20 protein-coding genes are annotated in these 22,375 nt (G+C 62.2%); 13 read left to right on the top strand and 7 right to left on the bottom strand.

Going from position 1 to position 22,375, the window contains the following annotated elements; all coding sequences use genetic code 11:
- Together HU764_RS21150 and HU764_RS21145 are read right to left on the bottom strand one after the other, a co-directional pair.
- Positions 1-2,031: an ATP-binding protein gene (locus HU764_RS21150; RefSeq protein WP_186702580.1), complete on the bottom strand. Its 2,031-nt coding sequence runs from the start codon at positions 2,029-2,031 to the stop codon at positions 1-3.
- 39 nt (positions 2,032-2,070) lie between these two features.
- Complete coding sequence (locus HU764_RS21145; RefSeq protein ID WP_186677725.1) at positions 2,071-2,988, bottom strand: putative 2-dehydropantoate 2-reductase; 918 nt, start codon at positions 2,986-2,988, stop codon at positions 2,071-2,073.
- A 100-nt stretch (positions 2,989-3,088) separates the two neighbouring features.
- Between HU764_RS21145 and HU764_RS21140 the strand changes: the two genes are divergently transcribed.
- The 3 genes from HU764_RS21140 (at position 3,089) to HU764_RS21130 (ending at position 5,994) form a co-directional block, all read left to right on the top strand.
- Positions 3,089-3,574 carry a YajQ family cyclic di-GMP-binding protein gene (locus tag HU764_RS21140; RefSeq protein WP_027594030.1) on the top strand — a complete coding sequence of 162 codons (486 nt, stop codon included), beginning with the start codon at positions 3,089-3,091 and terminating at the stop codon, positions 3,572-3,574.
- 114 nt (positions 3,575-3,688) lie between these two features.
- Positions 3,689-4,531: a mechanosensitive ion channel family protein gene (locus HU764_RS21135; protein WP_027594031.1), complete on the top strand. Its 843-nt coding sequence runs from the start codon at positions 3,689-3,691 to the stop codon at positions 4,529-4,531.
- A 218-nt stretch (positions 4,532-4,749) separates the two neighbouring features.
- Entirely contained in the window at positions 4,750-5,994 is a 1,245-nt protein-coding gene (locus tag HU764_RS21130) for an MFS transporter (RefSeq protein WP_085273635.1), read from the top strand.
- 147 nt (positions 5,995-6,141) lie between these two features.
- On the opposite strand, the gene HU764_RS21125 is transcribed toward HU764_RS21130, so the two are convergent.
- Positions 6,142-7,689: an AmpG family muropeptide MFS transporter gene (locus HU764_RS21125; RefSeq protein ID WP_186677718.1), complete on the bottom strand. Its 1,548-nt coding sequence runs from the start codon at positions 7,687-7,689 to the stop codon at positions 6,142-6,144.
- 43 nt (positions 7,690-7,732) lie between these two features.
- Positions 7,733-8,086: an MGMT family protein gene (locus HU764_RS21120; RefSeq protein WP_099430360.1), complete on the bottom strand. Its 354-nt coding sequence runs from the start codon at positions 8,084-8,086 to the stop codon at positions 7,733-7,735.
- A gap of 153 nt (positions 8,087-8,239) precedes the next feature.
- Between HU764_RS21120 and HU764_RS21115 the strand changes: the two genes are divergently transcribed.
- The 5 genes from HU764_RS21115 (at position 8,240) to groL (ending at position 12,952) form a co-directional block, all read left to right on the top strand.
- On the top strand, positions 8,240-9,250 hold the full coding sequence (locus HU764_RS21115; RefSeq protein ID WP_027594035.1) for a DUF481 domain-containing protein: 1,011 nt from the start codon (positions 8,240-8,242) through the stop codon (positions 9,248-9,250).
- Between the two features lie 210 nt (positions 9,251-9,460).
- The gene (locus HU764_RS21110; protein WP_027594036.1) at positions 9,461-10,192 is read left to right on the top strand and encodes a HugZ family pyridoxamine 5'-phosphate oxidase; all 732 of its coding nucleotides are present in this window, start codon (positions 9,461-9,463) and stop codon (positions 10,190-10,192) included.
- Positions 10,193-10,256: 64 nt separating this feature from the next.
- Positions 10,257-10,721: an FxsA family protein gene (locus HU764_RS21105; protein ID WP_027594037.1), complete on the top strand. Its 465-nt coding sequence runs from the start codon at positions 10,257-10,259 to the stop codon at positions 10,719-10,721.
- 245 nt (positions 10,722-10,966) lie between these two features.
- Positions 10,967-11,260, top strand: a complete 294-nt coding sequence (locus tag HU764_RS21100) for a co-chaperone GroES (RefSeq protein ID WP_012274036.1) — start codon at positions 10,967-10,969, stop codon at positions 11,258-11,260.
- 48 nt (positions 11,261-11,308) lie between these two features.
- The gene (gene groL, locus HU764_RS21095; RefSeq protein WP_085273632.1) at positions 11,309-12,952 is read left to right on the top strand and encodes a chaperonin GroEL; all 1,644 of its coding nucleotides are present in this window, start codon (positions 11,309-11,311) and stop codon (positions 12,950-12,952) included.
- Between the two features lie 182 nt (positions 12,953-13,134).
- On the opposite strand, the gene HU764_RS21090 is transcribed toward groL, so the two are convergent.
- On the bottom strand, positions 13,135-13,863 hold the full coding sequence (locus HU764_RS21090; protein ID WP_186677716.1) for a phosphatase PAP2 family protein: 729 nt from the start codon (positions 13,861-13,863) through the stop codon (positions 13,135-13,137).
- Positions 13,864-14,044: 181 nt separating this feature from the next.
- On the opposite strand from HU764_RS21090, the gene colR reads away from it, so the two are divergent.
- From colR to HU764_RS21065, 5 genes are all read left to right on the top strand, one after another.
- Positions 14,045-14,728 carry a two-component system response regulator ColR gene (colR, locus tag HU764_RS21085; protein WP_003255215.1) on the top strand — a complete coding sequence of 228 codons (684 nt, stop codon included), beginning with the start codon at positions 14,045-14,047 and terminating at the stop codon, positions 14,726-14,728.
- Positions 14,718-16,028, top strand: a complete 1,311-nt coding sequence (locus HU764_RS21080) for a sensor histidine kinase (protein WP_186677699.1) — start codon at positions 14,718-14,720, stop codon at positions 16,026-16,028. The genes colR and HU764_RS21080 overlap by 11 nt, the downstream gene beginning before the upstream one ends.
- Positions 16,029-16,135: 107 nt before the next feature.
- Positions 16,136-16,816 (top strand): class I SAM-dependent methyltransferase, encoded by a 681-nt coding sequence (locus HU764_RS21075; RefSeq protein WP_027594041.1) that lies wholly within the window; start codon positions 16,136-16,138, stop codon positions 16,814-16,816.
- Between the two features lie 6 nt (positions 16,817-16,822).
- Complete coding sequence (locus tag HU764_RS21070; protein WP_027594042.1) at positions 16,823-17,524, top strand: lipopolysaccharide kinase InaA family protein; 702 nt, start codon at positions 16,823-16,825, stop codon at positions 17,522-17,524.
- Positions 17,521-17,748 carry a hypothetical protein gene (locus HU764_RS21065; protein WP_099455225.1) on the top strand — a complete coding sequence of 76 codons (228 nt, stop codon included), beginning with the start codon at positions 17,521-17,523 and terminating at the stop codon, positions 17,746-17,748. The genes HU764_RS21070 and HU764_RS21065 overlap by 4 nt, the downstream gene beginning before the upstream one ends.
- Before the next feature lie 179 nt (positions 17,749-17,927).
- On the opposite strand, the gene HU764_RS21060 is transcribed toward HU764_RS21065, so the two are convergent.
- Together HU764_RS21060 and HU764_RS21055 are read right to left on the bottom strand one after the other, a co-directional pair.
- Positions 17,928-20,984: a multidrug efflux RND transporter permease subunit gene (locus tag HU764_RS21060; protein WP_186677688.1), complete on the bottom strand. Its 3,057-nt coding sequence runs from the start codon at positions 20,982-20,984 to the stop codon at positions 17,928-17,930.
- Positions 20,985-20,996: 12 nt separating this feature from the next.
- Positions 20,997-22,175: an efflux RND transporter periplasmic adaptor subunit gene (locus tag HU764_RS21055; protein WP_186702509.1), complete on the bottom strand. Its 1,179-nt coding sequence runs from the start codon at positions 22,173-22,175 to the stop codon at positions 20,997-20,999.
- Positions 22,176-22,375: the final 200 nt, after the last annotated feature.

Below are 22,375 nucleotides of genomic sequence, written 5' to 3'. Positions count from 1 at the left end.
TCATGCCTCCGTGGTGTTTGGTGCCGTCGCTGCCGGCTGGCCGAGGGGCAGGCGCAAGGTGAAGCAGGTGCCCTGGCCGGGCGTGGACTGCACCTCCATCTGCCCCTTGTGGTTGTTGGTGATGATGAAATACGAAACCGAAAGGCCAAGGCCTGTGCCCTGGCCGATCTCCTTGGTGGTGAAGAACGGCTCGAAAGTGCGCTTGCGCACCGCTTCAGGCATGCCCACGCCGTTGTCCTCGACCTGGATCTCGGCCCAGGGTGGGTTGAGCCGGGTGCGCAGGGTGATGCGCCCGGGCTCGATGGGTTGCGGGCGCAGGTGGATGGCCTGGGCGGCATTTTTCAGCAGGTTGAGCAGTACTTGTTCCAGCTCGTTGGCGGTGCAAGGCACTGGCCCAAGGTTTGGGTCGAACTGGCGGACAATGGCCTGGCCCTTGAAGTCAAAGCCAATGGTGAGGTCGAAGTCGTTGCTGGCGATTTCCACAGCCTGGTCGATCAGTGCTGGCAGGTCGCAAGGCGCCAATTGGCGGTTGCTGCGGCGGCTGAAACTGAGCATGTGGGTGACGATTTTGGCCGCCCGAGCGCCGGCCTGTTGAATGCCGTCGAGCAGCTGCGGCACTTCGCGGCTTTCGAGGTAACGGTTGACGGTGGGCAGGTCGATGCCCAGCTCTTCGGCCTGCTCCTGGTTGCGCGGCAACTCCGGGGACAGGCGCCGACGGATATTCTGCACGTTATGCAGGATCGCCCCCAGCGGGTTGTTGATCTCGTGCGCCATGCCCGCGGCCAGGCCGCCCACTGAGAGCATCTTTTCCGATTGCACCATCATTTCTTCCAGTGACAGGCGCTGGGTAATGTCGTCGATGCGGATCACCACGCCGCGGCCGCCGCCGCCCATCAGCGGATAGAACGTCAGGGCGTAGTGGCGCAGGTCCTCGCCCTTGGGCCAGGTCACCCGCTCGATTTTCGCCACCCGGTGTTTCTCTACGGTTTCCTTGAGTTGCGGCAAAAACGGTTTGAGCGGCTCGAAAGCGATGAAAATCGGCTGGTTCAGCGCCTCGTCCAAGGGTGTTCCGGAGAGCACCGTGGCCTCGTGGTTCCACTGGGTGACGTAGAGCTGCTCGTCGAGGGCGATCAGTGCCGAGGGCATGGAGTCGATGATGCTGTTGAGGTAGTTCTGGAAGCCCGTGAGCTTTTTCTCGATCTTGCTGCGCACCTGGACTTCCAGCTCCAGCTTGCGGTTGGTGTGGCGGGTTTCTTCGGCCAGGCCCTGGGCCTGGTCATAGGCGGTCTGGAATTCGTCGCGGGTGCGCTTGAGCTGCTGCTCGCGGGCCTCGATGCGCGAGAGCATGGTGTTGAAGGCCTCGGCCAGGCTGCCGATTTCGTCATCGTTGCCGCGGCGGGCACGCAGGGCGTAGCTTTCTTCGCGGGTGACCTGGCGGCTGAGCTCTTCGAGCTGGTTGATCGGCTGGGTGATCAGGCGCTTGATCTGCCGCGCAACGACGATCCACAGCAGGATGCTGAACACCAGGATACCGAGGCTGGCACTGAGCGTGCCGGTGTAGAAGGCGGTCGGCAGTTCGCTGCTGGCCACCAGCAGCAGGTGGGCAGGTGGGTCGGCTTCGCGGGGGATGCGAATCAACTGCGTGCTGCGAAATTCCATCAGGCGCCAGCCGTCGATGTTGCGAAAGCGCTTGGGCAACGCCAGCGGTTCGCCGTGCTGCAGCTGCGCCAGCATGCGGCCGTCTCCGCCGTAGACGGCGGCGGCGCGCAGTGGCATGTAGCTGTCCAGCTCCTTGAGCAGGGCATTGGCGCTGTCTGCGCTGTCGCCGGCACGCGCCGACAGCTGCGGGTTGGCGATCAGCCGGCCGATGGTCTGCAGCGCCTGGGGCGCCATGCTCTCCTGGGTGATCCAGTAGGCGGCGCTGATGAAGGTCAGGTTGGCCACCAACAGAATGGTCACCAGCAGCACCAGCAGGGCCGCCAGCAGCTTTTGCCCGACCGGGAGGTTTTCCAGGCGTTGGCGCAGGGTCATGGGCAAGGCAGTGTCCGTATCCGGTTGAAAGGGCCAGCGTCAGGCGCTGGGCAAGCCGCGTGCCTGCAGGTTATCGACCAGTCGCTGGTGCAGGCGTTCCAGTTCCGGCAACGCCACGCCATGCCGCTCGGCGGCGCGGCACACATGGCCGAGCAGGTAGTGGACCTCGGTACGTCGGCCCGCGCGCACGTCCTGGTACATGGAAGAGTAGTTGGCGGCGGTGGCGAGGATCACCCGTTGCACTTCTTCGTCCAGGTCTTCGGCAGCCTGGGGTTGGCCACAGCGGCGCAGCAACTCAGCCAGCTCGTCGCACAGGGCGGTCACTTCGGCCAGGTGCTCCAGCAGGCCGCCATTGCGACACTCATGCAGCACGGTCAGCGGGTTGATCGCGCAATTGAGGGCCAGCTTGCGCCACAGCCGGGTGAGGATATCCACGGTCCATTCGGCCGGGATACCGGCATCGTGCAGGTCATCGAACCACGCCGGGATCCCGGGTTTGAGTGGGTCACCTAGCCAATTGAAGCCATGGCCGGCGAAGCGCACCTGCCAATCGCCCTCGCGGAACGCCCCTTCGGTGCTGGAGGCGAAGATGCAACGGGCATGGGGCACCTGGTCGGCGACCTCGTCCTGGCTGCCCAGGCCGTTCTGCAGCAGCACCAGCTCTGCACCTTCGGCCAGCCGCGGTGCCAGGCGCTTGATGGCCGGCGCCGCGTCGTACGCCTTGCAGGCCACCAGCAGGCGGTGAATAGGGCCATGGGCGTCGGCCGTTTCGGCGGGGATCGCGTAATGCCTGGAGGTGTCCTGCTCGAACAAGGTCAGGCCGCCCACACGTTGATAGGCCTGCAGCCGCTGCTCGTCGCGCAGGATCAAACGTACCGCCTTGCCGGCGCGCGCCAGGCGGCAAGCCCACAGGCTGCCCAGGCTACCCGCGCCGAGAATATGCCAGGTGCTGCTCATATGCGTTTCGCAACCCGTTATAATGAGCCCGCATTTTAACCATCTAACTCAGCGTGCTCCATCTTCAGGCCGAGCGCGCTTTTATTTTTGGAGAATACCCATGCCTTCGTTCGACGTGGTATCGGAACTGGACAAGCACGAAGTGCAGAACGCTGTAGACAACGCCGTCAAGGAACTCGATCGCCGTTTTGACCTCAAGGGCAAAGGCAGCTTCGAGTTCAAGGACAAGGAACAGACCGTGCTGCTGACCGCCGAGGCCGAATTCCAGCTCGAGGCGATGATCGAGATCCTGCGCGGTGCGCTGGTCAAGCGCAAGATCGATGTCAAATGCTTAGAAACCAAGGATGCCTATGCGTCCGGCAAAGAAATGAAACAGGAAGCCAAGTTCCGCGAAGGCATCGACAAAGAGCTGGCGAAGAAGATTGTCGCCCACATCAAGGATGCCAAGCTCAAGGTCCAGGCTTCCATCCAGGGTGAGCAGGTGCGTGTCACCGGCAAGAAGCGTGACGACCTGCAAGAAGCGATCGCTGCCCTGCGCGCCAAGGAATTCGACATGCCGCTGCAGTTCAACAACTTCCGCGATTGATCGAAGCGTCACCAGGAACCTCGATGGCGTAATGATGTCCATGGGGGCCGTGGCCGCGGAAATGCCCGCGGCCAGTTTTACCGTGCACATGCCGTTCGGCATCAGGAGATGAACATGGATTTGAACGCTGAAGTCGATCAGCTGGTCCGCCAATCCCAAGCCTGGGTTCCGTTGATCATGGAGTACGGCAGCCGCGTGTGCCTGGCGTTGCTGACCCTGGCCATCGGCTGGTGGGTCATCAACAAGGTCAGCGCGCGCTTGGGCAAGCTGGTTGGCCTGCGCAATGCCGACCTGGCATTGCAGGGGTTCATCAGCACCCTGGCCAATATCATCCTGAAGATCCTGCTGTTCGTCAGCGTGGCGTCGATGATCGGCATCGAGACCACCTCCTTCGTTGCCGCTATCGGTGCTGCCGGCCTGGCCATTGGCCTGGCGTTGCAGGGTAGCCTGGCGAACTTTGCCGGCGGTGTGTTGATCTTGATGTTCCGCCCGTTCCGCATCGGCGATTGGATCGAAGCGCAGGGTGTCAGCGGCACCGTGGACAGCATCCAGATTTTCCACACCGTGCTGCGCACCGGTGACAACAAGACGGTGATCATGCCTAACGGCAGCCTGTCCAACGGCATCATCACCAACACCAACCGCCAGCCGACCCGCAAAGTGGTGTTCGACGTGGGCGTGGATTACGAGGCCGACCTGCAAAAGGCGCGCAACGTGCTGCTGGAACTGGCGCAGGACCCGCGTGTGCTGGCCGACCCGGCACCGCAGGCGGTGATTTCGACGCTGGGCGACAGTTCGATCACCGTGTCGCTGCGTATCTGGACCAAGACGTCCGACTATTGGGATGTGATGTTCATGCTCAACGAGCATGCCCGTGACCGGTTGAAGGCCGAGGGCATCGATATTCCGTTTCCGCAGCGAGTGATTCGTGTGGTGCAGGAGACGGCTACCCAGTAACACCGCTGTTCAAATAAGCCGGGGCCGCTGTGCGCCCCATCGCCGGTAAGCCGGCTCCCACAGGTTCAGGTTGTCATCTAACTGTGTGGGAGCCGGCTTGCCGGCGATGGAACGTGCAGCGGCCCCGGCTTTTTCCACCTCATTACACTTGTTCACAGCTAAACCCCGCCACTTCTGGCATATAGCCTGACCCCACCTGCCTCTACCCGAAGCTCACCATGAAACCACTGCTGTACATCACCCCCCTCCGAGCCTTGCTGTTTGGCCTCACCCTGGCCCTGTTCGAATTGCTCACTTACCTGGCCAGCGACGCGGTCATGCCGGCCATGCCCGTGGTGGTCGACGACCTGAACGCCAGCCCCGAATACATCCCCCACGCCCTGAACCTGTACCTGCTCGGTGGCGTGGTCCTGCAGTGGCTGATCGGCCCCCTGGCCGACCGCTATGGCCGTCGCCCGTTGCTGTTGGGGGGTTGTGTGTTCTTTGGCGTGGCGTGCCTGGCGACCTTCTGGGTCCATGACATCGGCTTGTTCAACTTGCTGCGCCTGTTGCAGGGCATCGGCCTGGGCTTTGTGGTCACGGTCAGCTACCCGGCCTTGAACGAGGCGTTCAGCGAAGCGGACGCGGTGCGCATGATGGCCCTGCTGGCCAACATTGCCCTGCTGTCGCCGCTGCTCGGCCCGCTGGTGGGGACCTTGCTGCTGCAATGGCTGGACTGGCGTTGGCTGTTCGTGGCCTTTGCCATCGGCGCGGTGCTGGCGTGGGTGCTGCTGTACCGCTTGATGCCGGAAACACTCGGTGTGGAGCGGCGCGATGGTTCGCGGCTGCCGTTCACCCCAATCCACCTGCTGCCACTGTTGTCTGGCTACGGTCAGTTGCTGGCCAACCGCCGCTTCGTCGCCGGCAGCGCAGCCCTTGGCCTGGTCGGCTTGCCTTTGATTGGCTGGATTGGCCTGTCGCCGGTGCTGCTCATCCATGATGAGGGGCTGAGTACGATGGAATATGCCTTGTGGCAATTGCCGGTGTTCGGCGGGCTGATCATGGGCAACCTGATCATCAACCGCATTGCCGACCGTTACCCGCTGCCCGCCCTGGTGCGTGGCGCACTGTGGCCCTACCTGGCAGGCCTGTCGTTGATGGTGCTGGCGACTTGGTACTGGCCGACGGTGACCAGCGTGGTCGCTGGCATGTCGCTGTACGCGCTGGGGTTGGGTGTGGCCAACGCCGTGCTGTACCGCATGACGCTGTTCTCCAGCGAGCAAAGCAAGGGGCTGGTCTCGGCCATGCTGGGGATGATCACCATCGCCTTGTTGGGCCTGGGTGGGGCACTGCTGGCGATGATCGGGGCAGGTGCCAGCCTGCTGCACTTTGCCTTGGCAGCCAGCGTGGCGGGTGCGCTGGCGCTCTGGCCGTTGTGGTTCGTGGTGGGTGGCCGGCCTGGGGAAGGGGCGGTGGCTCAGTAGCTTGCCGGCGCCGGCCATGCGCAATTCCTGTAGGAGCAGCCTTGTGCTGCGAAGAGGCCGGTGACAGAACAGTGAATCTTCGCTGCTGTTACCGGCCTCTTCGCAGCACAAGGCTGCTCCTACAGTGAAACATGTAAAGAGAGGGGTTCAGGGCCGTTCGGCCGCTGGGTTCTCCTCGGGCACGGGCTTGCCGCGCCCGGCCTCCTGACGCCACTGCAGGGCGATCAGAATCAACGTCGGCACGCCCAGCAGGGCGGTGATCAGGAAGAAGTCGTGGTAACCGAACTTCTCCACCATAACCCCCGAATAGCCGCCAATCAGTCGAGGCAGTAACAGCATGATCGAGCTCAGCAGCGCGTACTGAGTGGCCGAGAACTTCAGGTTGGTCAGGCTCGACAGGTAGGCGACGAACGCCGAGGTGGCCATGCCGGAGCTGAAGTTGTCCAGCGAGATGGTGACCACCAGCATGTCCAGGTTCGGGCCCATGTCGGCCAGCATCAGGAACAGGATGTTGGTCGCCGCCGAGGCCGCGCCACCGATGAACAGGATTGGCATGATGCCGAAGCGCACGATCAACAGGCCGCCGACGCCGGCGCCGACCAAGGTCATGATCAGGCCGAAGATCTTGCTGACGCTGGCGATTTGGTCCTTGGTGAAGCCCATGTCGATGTAGAACACGTTGGCCATCACGCCCATGACCGTATCCGACATGCGATAGGTGGCAATCAGCCCAAGTAGCAGCAGCGCTTGCCAGCGGTAGCGGGCAATGAAGTCATTGACCGGGGTAAGCACCGGGGCAAGGCCACGACGGCCCATGGTCGACAGGCACGCCCAAGTCAGCATCGCGTACAGGATCAGGCGCAGGAAGGCGCGGTCTTCGAGCAGCAGGTCGAGGGGCGTCGCATCACCGAAGAACACGCTGGCCCAGTCGGTATTGAACAGCTGGGTGAAGCTGGCAGGCACCGACACCAGCAGCACGATCAACACGAACACCGACGCCAGCTGGTGCACCAGGCCGTAACGCGCCGCCGACAGCTGAGTACGCAGCGGCACCGGGGGTTCACGCATGACCAAGGTGGTGAACAGCGCCGGCAGCATCAACAGGGCGAACATGATGTAGGTGCCGGCCCAGGCCTTGTGCAGGTAGCTGAAACCGGTGGAGCCAAACCATTCGGCGAAGAACAGCGCACCGGCCGTGGCCAGCAGGGCCGCCACCCGGTAACCCGCCATGTAGCTGGCAGCCAGGGCAGCCTGGCGCTGGTCATCGGCAATCTCCAGGCGATAGGCATCGACGGCGATGTCCTGGGTCGCCGAGGCGAAGGCAACCAGAACCGCCAGGGCGATCAGCCACGACAGGTGCTGCTGTGGGTCGCACAGGCTCATGCCGACCAGCCCGACCACCACCAGTGCCTGCGACAGCAACAGCCACGAACGGCGGCGCCCCAGGCCGCCGAGCAGGGGCAGGCGCCATTGGTCGAGCAGCGGCGACCAGACCCATTTGAAGGCATAGGCCAGGCCGATCAGGCTCGCGTAACCAATGGTCTCACGGGCCACGCCAGCTTCGCGCAACCATACCGAAAGGGTCGAGAACACCAGCATGTAGGGCAGGCCGGCGGCAAAGCCGAGCAGCAGAAGTACCAGGGTTGACGGGCTGGCATAGGCAGCGAGCGCAGCGCGCCAGGTTTTACGGGGCATGGGCCAACATCTGCCTCAAGTTTGCGAATACAAAGCGCGCACTCTAACCGCTGTGCTCCATCGGGCGCCAGCCATGGCGTGTCATATCCACACGATTATTGGTCACATTTACGCCTTCTGCGCGCAGCCGCGCCCGTTGTTCGTCGCCAGAGGGCGTGCCTAAAGCCAGGCTCAGCCGCCCGCCAGCGCCCAGTACCCGATGCCAGGGCAGGCGAGTGTCGGGTGGTAGCTGCCCGAGGGTACGCCCAACCCAACGTGCCGCGCGGCCAAGGCCCGCCAGCTCGGCAAGCTGGCCGTAGCTGACCACCTTGCCTTCGGGCACTTGCCCAAGTACCGAATACAGGGCCGTTCGTCGGGCCTCTGGCGTTTCCAATGCGTGCGCGTATGCCTCGGACATCAGTGCCCCCGTGGCCTGTGGATGAAACCGGACCAATGGTGACGGTAAATGAGTGTTGAACTCAATCGCAGGCTCCCGGTCTGTCCTTGCTCTGGTTGTCGGTATCTGGATAATGCCCGGCTTTTTTCGTCGAATCGAACCTGTAGTCCGCTTATGTATTCTAGATCCTTGTTGTGCCTGCTAGCTGCTTCCCTGTGCGCCGCGCCTGCGGTTGCCGACACCGTGTGGATGAAAAACGGTGATCGTCTCAGTGGCAAGATCAAAGTCTTCGACGGTGGCAAGCTGCTGCTGGAGACCCCTTATGGCGGGTCTATCGCGCTGGACTGGAAAGCCGTCAAGACCTTGGAAAGCGACCAGGAACTGCTGGTCAAGCAGGACGCCTACAGCGGTGAGCGGGCCAAATCGCTGAAGGCCGCCGAAGACGGCAAGGTCACCCTGGCCAACGGCGAGGCGCCCAAGACCGTCGACCTGGCCAGCATCGAACAGATCATGAAGCCCAAGCCGGTGGTCGAAGACCTAGTCTGGAAAGGCAACGTCGATGTTGCCCTGGACTACAAGCGTGCCGAGAACGACACCGACGACTATGACGTGGGCTTCAAGACGACAGCACGTCATGGCCGCTGGCGGCACAACGCCGAGGGCGAATACAACCGCGAGAGCAAGGACGACGTCACCACCACCGATAACTGGAGTGCCGAGTACGCCCTCGACCGCTTCATTACCGAGAAGTGGTTCTGGCAGGGGCGCATGGAATACAAGCGCGACCACATCGAGGACCTGGCTCGCCAGCGTACCGTGGGTACAGGCCCGGGCTACCAGTTCTGGGACGACGAGCTGGGCGCGTTCTCGCTGGGCTCGCTGATCAACCGTACCGATTTCGAGTACCAGGACGGCGCCAAGGACAACTTCTATGCAGCGGCGGTCAAGTGGGACTACACCCGCTACCTGATCGGCAAGAACGTGCAGCTGTTCACCAATGGCGAAGTCGCCAAGCCGCTGGGCAACGTGGCCGACTACTCGCTGGATGCCGAGGTTGGCCTGCGCTACAAAGTCACCGAATGGGCCTCGCTCAACCTCAAGGCTGAGAAGGACATCATCAGCGGCACGCGTGACAGCGACCTGGACAAGACCCGCTACACGGCAGGCTTTGGCGTGACCTGGTAACTGTAGGAGCGGCCTTGCGTCGCGAAAGGGGCGCGAAGCGGCCCCGAAGATCTCAGCTTCAATGCAGAAATTGCCGGGGCCGCTTCGCAGCCCTTTCGCGACGCAAGGCCGCTCCTACACCGTCGGCATAATGGCGAAGCTGCCTGTGGCAGCGGCGGGTGATAATGCTTATCTTGTCACCCATCCAGTCCGCCGCCAGGAGCGCCCTTCGTGAGTAACAAAGCCATCCGCCCCGCCCGGGAACTGCTGCTCAAGGAATACCGCGGCGTGCTCTCGACCCATTCCAAGTCCATGCCTGGCTTCCCGTTTGGTTCCGTCGTGCCGTATTGCCTGGATGCACAGGGCAACCCGCTGATCCTCATCAGCCGCATCGCCCAGCACACCCACAACCTGCAAAAAGACCCTAAATGCTCGCTGCTGGTCGGTGAGCGTGAAGCCGAGGATGTGCAGGCGGTCGGCCGCCTGACGGTAATGGCCGAAGCACACAAGCTGGTGGATGAAGCTGCCATCGAGGCCGCTGCCGAGCGCTACTACCGGTACTTCCCCGACGCGGCCAATTACCACAAGGCCCACGATTTCGACTTCTGGGTGCTGCAGCCCGTGCGCCACCGCTACATCGGCGGCTTTGGCGCCATTCACTGGCTTGACCACGTGACCCTGGCCAACCCGTTCGCGGGCAAGGCCGAGGCGAGCATGATCGAACACATGAACAGCGATCACGCCAATGCCATCGCCCATTATGTCGAACTGACCGACCTGCCACGCACAGCCCCTGCGCTCATGGTCGGTGTCGACAGCGAAGGCATGCACCTGCGTATTGGTCAGGGCATCTACTGGCTGCCGTTCCCAAGTCTTTGCAATACGCCGACACAAGTTCGCGAAGCGTTGGTTTTACTGGCTCGCGCCGACCAGTGGCCGGTTGCTGCTGAAGTAGAGGGTTGAAATTGGGAGCGGTCGCATCCATCTGAGGTCTTATTGGAAGGTCTCTTCCGTCGAGGAATCTTTGATGCGTGCTTTTCTACTGTTGCTTCTGCTGTTTCCTGTGCTGGAGCTGTTCGTCTTCGTCAAGGTCAGTGCGGCCATCGGGTTTTTCCCGGCGCTGCTGCTGATCATCGCCGGTTCGGCGCTGGGTGTGCTGGTGATGCGCGTGGCCGGGCTGGCCACCGCACTGCGTGCCCGTGAAAGCCTGCAGCGCGGCGAACTGCCCGCTGAGGACATGTTCCAGGGGATGATGCTGGCGGTGGGTGGCGGCTTGCTGCTGCTGCCAGGTTTTATCAGCGACGTGCTGGGCCTGATCTGCCTGTTGCCATTCACCCGTCACCTGGCTGCGCGCAAGATGCGCCAGCGTGCCGAAGAGCAGGCCATGCGCCAGCGTGCGTTTCAGGATGATCCGTTCCAGGCGCAGCCGCCGCGTGATGCCGGCCACCGCCCCAACGTGATTGAGGGCGAGTACGAGCGCCGCGACAAGTGACATTCAGGGGCCGCATCGCGGCCCCTGTTCTTTTTCCGTTCAGCGCTGATTAAAAATTTTCCGTATCAAGCCTTGTAATTGCCTATGACGGCCTCATGTATGGGTCACCGCAAGGTTTCTGGTGGCGACACCAGACATAACTCAGGTGGTTCGCCCCGCGCGGGCCACCCCGGCAACGCCGGACCGCATCAACCCGCCGGTGTCGATACCGGCCGATGAAAACCACAATTTGGGAGAGATCGACAATGAAGCTTCGTCCTCTGCATGACCGCGTAGTCATCCGTCGCAGCGAAGAAGAATCGAAAACCGCTGGCGGTATCGTCCTGCCGGGTTCGGCCGCTGAAAAACCAAACCGCGGCGAAGTTGTCGCCGTTGGCACCGGCCGCATCCTGGAAAATGGCGAAGTACGCGCGCTGGCCGTGAAAGTGGGTGACAAAGTGGTTTTCGGCCCTTACTCGGGCAGCAACACCGTGAAAGTCGACGGCGAAGACCTGCTGGTAATGGCCGAGAACGAAATTCTCGCCGTTATCGAAGGCTGATTTCCCCGATTTCCCGTTATTCCAAAGAATTTCAAGGATTAAACGATCATGGCTGCTAAAGACGTAAAATTCGGCGATTCCGCCCGTAAAAAAATGCTGGTTGGTGTCAACGTTCTGGCTGACGCAGTAAAAGCGACCCTGGGCCCGAAAGGCCGCAACGTGGTCCTGGCCAAGAGCTTCGGCGCACCGACCATCACCAAGGACGGCGTTTCCGTTGCCAAAGAAATCGAGCTGAAAGACGCCTTCGAAAACATGGGCGCCCAGCTGGTCAAGGAAGTCGCTTCCAAGGCCAACGATGCAGCCGGTGACGGCACCACCACCGCTACCGTTCTGGCTCAAGCCATCGTCAACGAAGGCCTGAAAGCTGTCGCTGCCGGCATGAACCCGATGGACCTGAAGCGCGGTATCGACAAGGCCACCGCCGCTGTCGTCGCCGAGCTGAAAAACCTGTCCAAGCCATGCGCCGACTCCAAGGCCATTGCTCAGGTAGGCACCATCTCCGCCAACTCCGACAACTCCATCGGTGAAATCATCGCCGAAGCTATGGAAAAAGTCGGTAAAGAAGGCGTGATCACCGTTGAAGAAGGCTCGGGCCTGGAAAACGAACTGTCTGTCGTAGAAGGCATGCAGTTCGACCGTGGCTACCTGTCGCCGTACTTCGTCAACAAGCCGGACACCATGGTTGCCGAGCTGGAAGGCGCGCTGCTGCTGCTGGTCGACAAGAAGATCTCCAACATCCGTGAGCTGCTGCCAGTGCTGGAAGCCGTTGCCAAGGCCGGCCGCCCACTGCTGATCGTTGCTGAAGACGTTGAAGGCGAAGCGCTGGCTACCCTGGTCGTCAACAACATGCGCGGCATCGTCAAGGTTGCTGCGGTCAAGGCACCTGGCTTCGGCGACCGCCGCAAGGCCATGCTGCAGGACATCGCGGTCCTGACCGGCGGTACCGTTATCTCCGAAGAGATCGGCCTGTCCCTGGAAACCGCTACCCTGGAGCACCTGGGTAACGCCAAGCGCGTCATCCTGTCCAAGGAAAACACCACCATCATCGACGGCGCTGGCGTCGACGGTGACATCGAAGCACGCGTCAAGCAGATCCGTGCCCAGATCGAAGAGACTTCCTCGGACTACGACCGTGAGAAGCTGCAAGAGCGTCTGGCCAAACTGGCTGGCGGTGTTGCCGTGATCAAAGTCGGTGCTGGCACCGAAGTCGAAATGAAAGAGAAGAAAGCCCGCGTTGAAGACGCCCTGCACGCTACCCGTGCAGCCGTTGAAGAAGGCGTGGTGCCTGGCGGTGGTGTTGCCCTGGTTCGCGCCCTGAGCGCAATCGTTGACCTGAAAGGCGACAACGAAGACCAGAACGTCGGTATCGCACTGCTGCGTCGCGCTGTTGAAGCCCCGCTGCGTCAGATCACTGCCAACGCCGGCGACGAGCCAAGCGTTGTGGCCGACAAGGTCAAGCAGGGTTCGGGTAACTTCGGTTACAACGCTGCTACCGGCGAATACGGCGACATGATCGAGATGGGCATCCTGGACCCAGCTAAAGTGACCCGTTCGGCACTGCAAGCTGCTGCTTCGATTGGCGGTCTGATGATCACCACCGAAGCCATGATTGCTGATGCTCCGAGCGAAGCTCCAGCTGGCGGCGGCATGCCAGACATGGGCGGCATGGGTGGCATGGGCGGCATGATGTAAGCCAGCCTTACCCCTAGCGTCATAAAAAAGCCCCGGCTCGCGAGAGCCGGGGCTTTTTTTGTGCTTCGGTGGTGAACATTGGGGCTGCTTTGCAGCCCGTTCGCAGCGCAAGGCTGCTCCTACAGGTTGCTTTTTGTGGGAGCAGCCTTGTGCTGCGAATGGGCCGCGCAGCGGCCCCTCACTCAGGCAACACTGGCCTCCACAGCAGGCGCCTCAACCCGCCTGCGCCGGTACAGCACCAGGTAATACGACCCCAACCCGATCAACCAGCAGAACACCGCCGTCCACACGTTGTGCGACAAGAAGTGCGCCCCTTGCATCATCCGCCCGACCGACAGCACCGAACCGGCGACCAGCGCTACCCCCAACGCCACCCGTGCCAGGCGCGGGCGTCGGTCACGCAGCGCAAAGAACAACGCGAACAGGCAGAAGCCGGTCGCAGCATGCCCGCCCGGCCAGCACAGCCCCGGCTTGTCGGTGGCGGGGCGTGCCTCCAGCAGCTTGCTGTAGGTTTCCTTGCCGCCGAACTGGGTCAGGCTCCAGGGGCACTGCACCTGGGTGACCTTCTTCAGCGGTGTGACAAACGCCGTGGACAAGCCCAGCGCCAACACCAGGCAACCCAGCTCCCGGCGCCAACCGAACAAACGCTTCCAGAAGAAACTCACGGCAAAGGTCAGCAAGGCCAGCAGCCCCAGCAGGATCACCACCTGCTTGACCCCATCATGCAGTACGTTCTCCAGCACATAGCTGTGCCGGCCGATGAATTGCCCGGCAGCCGGGTCGAAGAACAGGTTGGCCACGTCCATGTCGACCGAGGTCAGCTCAAGCAGGATCAAGGCCACTGCCGTCACCAGAGGAATGCCCAGGTACAGCCAGAGATTGATCGGGCGAGGGCGGGTACGTTCGTGCATGACGACTCCAGGGCGCAAAAAAGATCGGGCATTATCGAGTGGGCGCTATCCTGTGTCCGTGAAGGATCGGTGAAAAAACTGTCAACTCCGGTGAATTTTCCCCAGGGGTGGCACAGTGCAGGCATTGGCCTTAAGCTGCGCCTGCCGCGCACCATAGCGAAGCGCCGCACAGGAGAACCCGATGCGCATTCTATTGGTTGAAGACAACCGCGATATTCTTGCCAACCTGGCCGATTACCTCGGCATGAAAGGCTACACCGTCGATTGCGCCCAGGACGGGTTGTCGGGCTTGCACCTGGCGGCCACCGAGCACTACGACCTGATCGTCCTCGACATCATGCTGCCCGGCATCGATGGCTATACCCTGTGCAAACGCCTGCGCGAAGACGCCCGGCGTGACACCCCGGTGATCATGCTCACCGCCCGCGATCAGCTGGACGACCGCCTGCAAGGCTTCCGCTCGGGTGCCGACGATTACCTGCTCAAGCCGTTTGCGCTGTCGGAGCTGGCCGCGCGCATCGAAGCGGTGCTGCGCCGTGCCCAGGGAGGTGGGCGTCGCACCTTGCAGGTCGCCGACCTGAGCTACGACCTCGACACCTTGGAAGTCACGCGCCAAGGCCGCCTGCTCAAACTCAACCCGGTCGGCCTCAAGCTGCTTGCCGTGTTGATGCAGAAAAGCCCACACGTGCTGCGACGCGAAGTACTGGAAGAAGCCCTGTGGGGCGACGACTGCCCTGACAGCGACAGCCTGCGCAGCCATGTGCACCAGTTGCGCCAGGTGATCGACAAACCGTTCGAAAAACCGCTGCTTCATACCGTCCATGGCGTCGGCTATCGCCTCGCCGAGGGCCGCGATGGAGTTTAAGCAAAGCCTTGCCCAGCGCATCATCATCGCCTTTGCGTTGATGAGCGCGCTGGTGGCCGGCGCCTTCGCCTTCGGCATCGTCGCCACGGTGCACCTGGTTGAAGAGCGGCTGATTTCCAGCGTGCTGGGCGGCGACCTGCAACGCCTGTTGCGCATGGACAGCGTCAGTGACTGGAGCCATCGGCCGCGTCCGGACCAGCTGTTCTACTTCAGTGGCGGGCGTGACGATTTCGAGTTGCCCAAAGACTTGCGCCACCTCGACAGGGGCTTCCACGAAGTGTTTCGCGACCAGCTGTCGTACCACGCGATGGTCGAGATCGTCGATGGCCGGCGCTACGTACTGCTGCAGGACCAGAGCGACTTCGAAGAGCGCGAGCGTGTGCTGTTCGCCGTTGTGGTCGTCGGCTTTGTGCTCAGCCTGGTGCTGGCCGTGATCCTGGGCTGGCTGGTGGCGCGCCGGGTGATGGCACCGGTGATCCGCCTGGCGCGTCAAGTGCGCCACCGCGACCAGCTACTCGGCCTGGCACCGCCGCTGGCACCCGATTACGCGGCCGACGAAGTGGGCCAGCTGGCTGTGGCCTTCGACGACACGCTGGGCCGCTTGCGCGACGCCTTGACCCGCGAGCGGCTGTTCACCAGCGACGTCAGCCACGAGCTGCGAACCCCGCTGATGGTGCTGGCCACGTCGTGTGAGCTGCTGCTGGAAAACCAGGCACTGGACCCGCGTGCACGTAGCCAGGTCGAGCGGGTGGCGCGGGCGACCGAAGAAATGCGCGAACTGGTCAAGACCTTCCTGATGCTTGCCCGCGCCCAACGCGATGAGGGTGCCGTGGCCTCCCAAGCGACCTTGCGCGAGGTTGCGGATGAACTCACTGGGGTTTGGCGCGAAACGATCGAGCAGAAGGGGCTCACGCTGTATTTCGACGGCCGTGTCAGCGCAAGCCCGGTGCTGTACAACGCGACGTTCCTGCAATCGGTGATGGGCAACCTGCTGCGCAACGCCGCGCACTACACCGACAGCGGTTACATTCGCCTGAGCCTGGAAGCGAATGGGTTCAGCGTCGAGGACAGTGGCGTGGGCATCCCCGAGGAGCAGCGCGAGGCGATGTTCAAACCCTTCGTGCGCGGCGCTGAGCGGCGTGGCGAAGGGCTGGGCTTGGGCTTGTCGCTGGTGCAGCGCATCTGTGACGACCAGGGGTGGCGCGTCACCCTGACCTCGACCTTGCCGCACGGCTGCCGCTTTCAGGTGGACCTGAGCCAAAGTGTGGAGAAGGGCAGCCCTTCGGGGTTGGTCGGGTAATTTTTGGTAATACCTCTCCAAAGAACTAACACTTTTTTCACATTGGCATAACCTGATTCCAACGCTTGCTTACCTAAGGTGAGCGCACTGGAGTCAGGAGATGCCCAATGCGTAGCCCCATCAAGCTTGAATTTTCCGAGAAATACGACAAAGACCACGCGCGCGAGTATTTTCTCAAGCATCAGGATGGCCTGGCCCGACGCCTTTCCCACAAGCGTGACGAGCAGTTGGCACGTCGCGCCTTGGCGTTGGCCGGTGAGCCGGGCCTGGTCCTTGACCTGCCCTGCGGTGCTGGGCGCTTCTGGCCGTTGCTGGCGGAAAAACCCAACCGAGTCATCATCGGCGCCGACAACTCCGAGGCGATGATCGAGACAGCCTGTGCCGCGCAACCGCCAGAGGTGGTCGCCCGGGTACGCCCCTTGCAGACTTCTGCGTTCGCCATTGACCTTCCTGACAATTCGGTCGACAGCATTTTCTGCATGCGGCTGTTCCATCACATCGGCGAAGCGGCCCACAGAAAGACAATTCTTTCGGAATTTCAAAGAGTTAGCCGTGATAGTGTGATTCTGTCGCTGTGGGTGGACGGCAACTTCAAAGCGTGGCGCCGGAAAAAGCTCGAACAGCGTCGCAGCGCCAAGGCCGAACAGGACAATTACCAGAATCGTTTCGTGTTACCAGCGGACACGGTCGAAGAAGAATTTGAGGCCGCCGGTTTCAGAATCCAGGAACGCTTGGACTTCCTGCCGTTCTATGCCATGTGGCGAGTCTATGTATTGCGTAAGGGGTAGTGTTTGATGGCTGTAGCCCAGAGTGGGGAGTCGCGGTTCGATTTTTACTGGCGCCAGCAGGGCGAATGGGTCGAGGAACCCAACCAGCGGCGTGGCGGCGAAAGTGGCGTGCAACGCCTCAACGATGCCAACGGCAAACTGCTGTATGCCAAGCGCCAGGTCGGGCACATTTACCGCAGCCTGCTGCACCCCTTTGGCCGGCCGACCGTTTTGCGTGAACTCGATGCCATCAACAGCTTCGAGCAATTGGGTGTACGTGTTCCGCACATCGTCTTTTGTGGTGCCGAGCGCGATGCCGATCATCAATGGCGCGCGCTGCTGGTCAGCGAAGCGCTGGATGGCTTTGTCGAGCTCGACACCTGGCATGCCGAAGGTGCCCGCGAGCGTTACCCTCAGGCGGTGCAAGAGCGCATGCTCAAGGACCTGGCGGATAACCTGGCGCGTATGCACCTGGGGCACTGGCAGCACGGCTGCCTGTACGGCAAGCATGTGTTCGTCAAGGTGATCGGCGAGGGCGAACAGGCCCGGGTCGAAGTCGCTTTGCTGGACCTTGAGAAGTGCCGGCGGCGCATCAGCTGCCAACGTGCGGCGGCGAATGACCTGCGTCAGCTGCGCCGCCACTCGTCGTTCACTGATGCGGAATGGCAGACATTGCTCTATTTTTACCAAATGGCGTTTGGCAGCGTTGTCAAAGGGTTAGGGCAATGAAACTAGAAATCGCTCGAGCTTTGTTCCTGGTGGCTGGATTGGCCGTGACCACCGTGGCGGTGGCTGCCTGGGAAGAGCCGAAGCCGACGGTGTTCAGCAAGGCCGAGATGGCTGACCAGTGCGCTTTGCCACGTGTGGCAAAGCCGCAGGAACAGGTCAAGCCGGACCAGGACCTGTTGCTGTTCCTGTTCGGTATGCGTCAGGGATTGCGGCCGTTCGGCTGAACCTGGGTGGTGCTTGAAAACCAGAGGCCCTGCATAGCGGGGCCTCTGGTTTTTTTGTTTGTGAGTGCCCTCGGCCAACTACGATTCCGGTAGGAGCAGCCTTGTGCTGCGAAGAGGCCGGTGAAAACACCCTGAATCTTCGCTGCTGCTACCGGCCTCTTCGCAGCACCAGGCTGCTCCTACCGGGCAATGTCAGCTGGCACAGGTGCCTTGGCCACCGTCTTGTGCGCCAGCAAGGTGTAGATGCAAGGCAGCACAAACAAGGTAAACAACGTCCCGATCGACATCCCGGTCGCAATCACCGTGCCGATATCGAACCGGCTCACTGCCCCTGCGCCGGTCGCCAGAATCAACGGCACCATGCCAAACACCATCGCCGCCGTGGTCATCAGTACCGGCCGCAGGCGGATGGCGGCCGCTTCCTCGATTGCCTCACGCACGCTCAGGCCTTTTTCTTCGCGCAACTGGTTGGCAAATTCGACGATCAGAATACCGTGCTTGGTGATCAGCCCGATCAGTGTCACCAGCCCGACCTGGGTATAGATGTTCATGCTGGAAATACCCAGGAACAGCGGCAACAGCGCCCCGCAGATCGACAACGGTACGGTCACCAGAATCACCAGCGGATCGCGGAAGCTTTCGAATTGCGCCGCCAGCACCAGGAAGATGATCGCCAGCGCCAGACCGAAGGTTACCCACAACGCGCTGCCTTCCTGAACATACTGGCGCGCCACCCCGGCATAGTCGAAGGCGAAGCCTTCCGGGGCTTCTTCGCGGGCGATGGCCTGCACGGTCTGCAGCGCTTCGCCCAGGCTGACCATGGGCACGCCTTGGATGATGGCCGAGTTCAACTGCTGGAACTGGTTGAGCTGGCGCGGGCGGGCGCGGTCGCTGAGGGTGATGAGGGTCGACAGTGGCAGCAATTGGCCCTGGTCGTTCTTCACGTAGTAGTTGTTGAGCCAGCCGGGGTTGTTGCGGTACGGCCGCTCGACCTGGGCAATCACCTTGTAGCTGCGGCCCTCCAGGGTGAAACGGTTGATTTCCCCCTCGCCCAGCAGGGTGGCCAAGGTGCCGCCCAGGGCGTCCATCGAGACGCCCATCTGTGCCGCTTTGGCCCGGTCGATGTCGACCACCACTTCCGGTTTGTCGAAGGCCAGGTCGATGTCGAGGAAGGCGAACTTGCCCGATGCCTGGGCGCGTGTCTTGATACGTTGGGCCACGTCCAGCAGGGCCGGGTAGTCCCCCGCGGTGTTGATCACGAACTGGAACGGCAGGCCCTCACCGGTACCGGGCAGCGACGGCAGGTTGAAGCCGAAGATCTGCAGGCCGCCGATTTCTTCAAGTTTGGCCTGCACCAGCGGCAGCAGCTCCATCTGCGTGCGCTCGCGCTCGTTCCAGGGCTTTAACAGGAAGCCGCCAATGCCGCTCTGCACACCGTTGAAACCGTTGATCTGAAACGACGAGTAATACTCGGGGAAGGCTTTGAACAGCGGCGTGAACTGGTCGGTGTAGGCGTTGAGATAGTCGAGGTTGGCCGGCTGCGGTGAACTGCTGATCATGAAGATCACCCCTTGGTCCTCGTTGGGCGCCAGCTCGTTCTGGGTGAATTTGAGCAGTACCGGGATCAGGCACAGGACAATCACGGCGAACACCAGCACCACCGGCCGGCTGTCCAGGGTGGCGTGCAGCAGGCGCTGGTAGCGCACCTTGAGGCGCTCGAACAGCAGGTCGAGGCGATGGGCAAGGCCCGAGGGGTTCTGTTCCTGGCGCAGCAACAGCGCGCACATCATCGGTGACAGGGTCAGGGCGACGACGCCGGAGATGATCACTGCACCGGCCAAGGTCAGGGCGAATTCTTTGAATAACGCGCCTGTGAGCCCGGTCAGGAAGCCGATGGGGGCATACACCGCGGCCAGGGTGATGGTCATCGACACCACCGGCATGGCGATTTCCCGTGCACCTTCCAGCGCCGCGTCGAACGGCGTCTTGCCTTCTTCCATGTGCCGGTGGATGTTCTCCACCACGACAATGGCATCGTCTACCACCAGGCCGATGGCCAGCACCATCGCCAACAGGGTCAGCAGGTTGAGCGAGTAGCCCATCATCTGCATGAAGAACAGCACGCCGATCATCGACAGCGGGATGGTCACCACCGGGATCAGCACCGAGCGCAACGCGCCGAGGAACAGGAATACCACGACGATGACGATCAGCACCGCTTCGCCGAGGGTCTTGATCACCTCGTCGATGGAGGCCTGGATGAACAACGTGGCGTCGTAGGCAATCGACACCTTCAACGCCGAGGGCAACTGGCTTTCGAGTTCCGGCATGATGCGCCGGACTTCCTTGATCACCTCCAGCGGGTTGGCGGCCGGTGTGGCCTTGATGCCGATGTAGACCGAAGGGATGCCGTCGAACGAACTGACCGTGTCGTAGTTTTCTGCACCCATTTCGACCCGTGCCACATCGCCCAGCAGCACCCGGCTGTCGCCGCTGGTCCTGACTGGCAGGGCAGCGAACGCTTCGGCAGACTTGAGCTCGGTGCTGGCATTGATGCTGGTGACCACGTACTCGCCTTTTACCTCACCGGCGGCCGAGAGGAAGTTGTAACGGCGCACGGCGTTGGTCACGTCGGTGGCCGAGAGGCCGTAGCCGGCCAGTTTCACCGGGTCGATCCAGATGCGCATGGCGAACACCTGGTTGCCGAGGATCTCCGCTTCGGCCATGCCCGGCAGGGTGGCCAGTTTGGGTTGGATCACTCGGGACAGGTAGTCGGTGATCTGCGGGTTGCTCATTTCCTTGCTGTAGAAGCTGATGTACATCAGCGCCGAGGCGTCGGCGGCCTCTTTGCTCAGCACCGGGTCTTCGGCGTCTTGCGGCAGCTTGTTGCGCACCTCGTTGGCCTTGGCCAGCAGTTCGGTGAACAAACGGTCACTGTCGGCGCCGACGCGCGCATAAATGGAGATGATCGAGAAGTTCTGCCGACTCACCGAGGTCATGTAGTCGATGCCTTCGGCGCTGGCCAGGCTCTGTTGCAGCGGCTGGGTGATGTAGCCCTGGATGGTCTCGGCGTTGGCACCGGGGTACGCGGTAGTCACCGTGATCAGGGCGTTTTCCATCTGCGGGTACTGGCGAATCTGCAGTTTGCTCCAGGCCTGAAAGCCCAGCAGCAGAATCAGCAGGCTGACGACGCTGGCCAGGACCGGGCGACGGATGAACGGGTCGGTGAACGCCATGCCTGCCTCCTGTCAGTCGTTGTGCGGGGTGCCTTGATCAGCCTTGCCTGGGTCAGGAGCACCTTGCTCAGGTATGAGCGCCTTGTCCTGGCTGATGCGGATCGCCGCGCCGGGTGTGAGCTTGAGTTGCCCAGCGGTGACCACCTGCTCGCCGGCCTGCAGGCCCTTGCTGACCACCACCACGCCGTCGCGGCGCTCGCCCGTCTGCACGGTGCGCTGCTCGGCGATGAGCGGGGGTTGGCCGTCGTCGGTTTTTTCCGGGTTGCCGTCCTTGTCCTTTTTCGGGGTGGCGACATACACCGAGTTGCCATAGAGGGTGTAGGTGATGGCGCTTTCCGGCACCACCACCCGCGGCTGTGGCGCGGGCAGCAGGATCAGCAGGTTGGCGAACATGCCAGGCAGCAGCTTGCCGTCAGGGTTGGCCAAGGTTGCGCGGGCCAGCAGGTTGCGAGTGCTTTCCTCGACCTTGGGGTTGATGGCGCTGAGGCTGGCGGTGAAGGTCTGGCCCGGGTAAGCGGCGACCTGCACCAGCACCTGCTGGCCTAGGCTCAGGTGCGGCAGGGCCTGCTCGGGCACGTTGAAGTCGACGTAGAGGCTGGACAGGTCTTGCAGGGTGGCGATCACCGTGCCAGCGGCCAGGTAGTCGCCGACATCCACCTGGCGAATGCCGATGGTGCCGCTGAAGGGCGCACTGATGCTTTTTTTGGTCTTCGAGGCCTTGAGCTGATCGACCACGGCCTGGTTGCGCCGGTACTGGGCGGTAAGGCGATCGTACTCGCCACGGGAGATGGCCGAGTCGCCGACCAGCTGGCTGCCGCGGCCGAAATCGACCTTGGCCAGCCCCAGGTCGGCCTGGGCGGTGCCGAGCAGGGCGGTTTCCTGTTCGTCATTGAGTTGCAGCAACAGTTGCCCGGCCTTGACCTTCTGCCCGGAGTCGAAGTGCAGGCTTTTGACGATGCCTTCCACCTCAAGGCTCAGCTCGACGCCTTGCAGGGCCTTGAGGCTGCCGACGGCGGGCAGCCGTTCTTGCCACTGGCGTTCTTCGGCCAGCGCTGCCGCCACGGTGATCGGCGGCTTGGGGGCTGTGAACACCTGGATCTGCTGGTAGATCGAGAAGGCCTTGTAGCCCCCCAGGGCCAACACGATCAGCAGAACGACGGCCAACATGATGAGCATGCGGCGGCGAAGCATAGGTCCGGTTCCTTGGAAGCGTGGTTGTTATTCGTTATGACACGACAACGGGCGATCCTGCCCACGTGTGGATGGGGGAAGTATTGACTGTTTTTTGTAAGTGGGGGAAAGGAATTGAACCGCTAATTTTACGCGGTCCCTGTAGGAGCGGCCTTGCGTCGCGAAAGGGCTGCGTAGCGGCCCCAGGATCTCAGCGTTAA

It is taken from the genome of Pseudomonas kermanshahensis (assembly GCF_014269205.2).
GTDB classification, from domain to species: Bacteria; Pseudomonadota; Gammaproteobacteria; order Pseudomonadales; family Pseudomonadaceae; genus Aquipseudomonas; species Aquipseudomonas kermanshahensis.
This window is presented reverse-complemented; position numbering and strand designations above follow the sequence as displayed.